The sequence below is a fragment of the Candidatus Saccharimonadales bacterium genome, from assembly GCA_036397795.1.
Classification (GTDB): domain Bacteria; phylum Patescibacteriota; class Saccharimonadia; order Saccharimonadales; family DASWIF01; genus DASWIF01.
The window spans coordinates 1-1556 of sequence record DASWIF010000020.1; the positions used below are offsets into that span (position 1 = coordinate 1).

The following is a 1556-nucleotide window of genomic DNA, read 5'->3' on the forward strand; positions in this document are numbered from 1 at the left end:
TATAGTGCGATTGTTAAGAAACTTGGCCTAAAAAAATAAACAATATACGACAAGTACAACAGGTACGATGTAGTATACTAGCGTAAGTATTTATTGTTCTTTCCGTCTTTTGATAAGTTGTTCTTGTTGTTTTTATCGTTAATTGTTCATTATTTTCATGGCTATCATTAAGCATAAAAGCCAGCGTGTCGGCATTTTTATAGACACGCAAAATCTGTACCACAGTGCAAAAAATCTTTATAAAGCAAAGGTAAACTTCGGCAACGTGGTTAAAGAGGCGCTCGCAGGCCGCCAGCTTATCCGTGCCGTGGCCTATGTGATCCGCACCGAAAGCGAGGACGAAAAGGGCTTTTTTGAGGCTCTCAACAAGCTCGGGATTGAAACTAAGGTCAAAGATATCCGTGTGTTTGCCGGCGGGGCTAAAAAAGCCGACTGGGATATTGGTATGGCGATAGATGCTATTGCCATGTCAGAAAAGCTCGACGCGATTGTGCTCGCAACAGGCGACGGCGACTTTGTGCCGTTGGTTGAGTACCTGCGCTACACGCAAGGCACCCAGGTAGAAGTTATCGCCTTTGGCAAAAGTGCCTCAGGCCAACTCAAAGAGGCGGTAGACGACTTTACCGACATGAGCGATAACCCTAAAAACTTTCTTATCGGCTACCGCGGCGGGGGCAGGTGGATGCCGGGGTTTAGTAGCGGCGCAGACGACCGCTCGCAAAGTGCCGACACCAGCCCCGAGAACACCGAAGCTCCAGATAACGAGGGCGAAGACCCGGCGATACGAATGTCGGGGGAGGCATAAACAAAGAAAAGCCTGGCTTCGGCCGGGCTTTTTTGTTACAGTTTGTAGGTATTAATTAATCGAGCAAAGCACGCGGATAGGTAGTTTCCAAGACTGGCTTGGGGCCTAAAATTCGCGGGTTTTGCAAACACTCATGCAAAGCAAAATCTACTCGACCACTATAGGCGGCAAGGAGTTGACCGCCGAGTTTACCGACCTCGCCAACCAGGCAAACGGCTCGGTCTTAGTGCGGCTCGGCAACAGCGCGGTGTTAGCAACTGCCGTGATGGGGAGCAAAGAAACAAATTTAGACTACTTTCCGCTCTCGGTTGAGTATGAAGAAAAGTTTTACGCCGCGGGCGCCATACTCGGCTCCCGCTTTATGCGCCGCGAGGGGCGCCCGAGCGACGAGGCGGTGCTCTCCGGCCGCATGGTCGACCGCACTATTAGACCGCTCTTCCCCAAGGGCCTTAAGCGCGACGTGCAGGTCATAATCACTGTGCTCTCGATAGAAGACTGGGACACCGACGTGCTTGCAATAAACGCGGCGTCGCTCGCGCTCGCCACCTCTAACATCCCGTGGGCCGGCCCCGTGTCGGCGGTGCGTGTCGGGCTCGAAGAAGGGGGTAGCACATTTTCGATCAACCCGACCTACAAACAGCGCGACGAAAACGGCGACCCGCGCGCCGTCATTGACCTGCTTGCCTGCGGCAAAGACGGCCTTATCAACATGATAGAGGTGGGCGCGCAGGAAGTGTCTGAAGACATGCTT

The 1556-nt window shown here is 52.4% G+C and carries 2 protein-coding genes; both read left to right on the forward strand.

The genetic code is table 11. From position 1 onward, the window contains the following. Positions 1–157 precede the first annotated feature (157 nt). A complete protein-coding gene (locus tag VGA08_01425) occupies positions 158–805 on the forward strand; it encodes an NYN domain-containing protein (protein ID HEX9679254.1) in 648 nt (215 codons plus the stop codon). Between the two features lie 121 nt (positions 806–926). Next, positions 927–1556 (forward strand): hypothetical protein (locus VGA08_01430; protein HEX9679255.1); only part of this gene is annotated, 630 nt, incomplete at its 3' end.

What these genes read in the sequence shown, in the direction of transcription:
- VGA08_01425 (HEX9679254.1), top strand. Translation starts at nt 158, where the DNA reads ATGGCTATCATTAAGCATAAAAGCCAGCGTGTCGGCATTTTTATAGAC.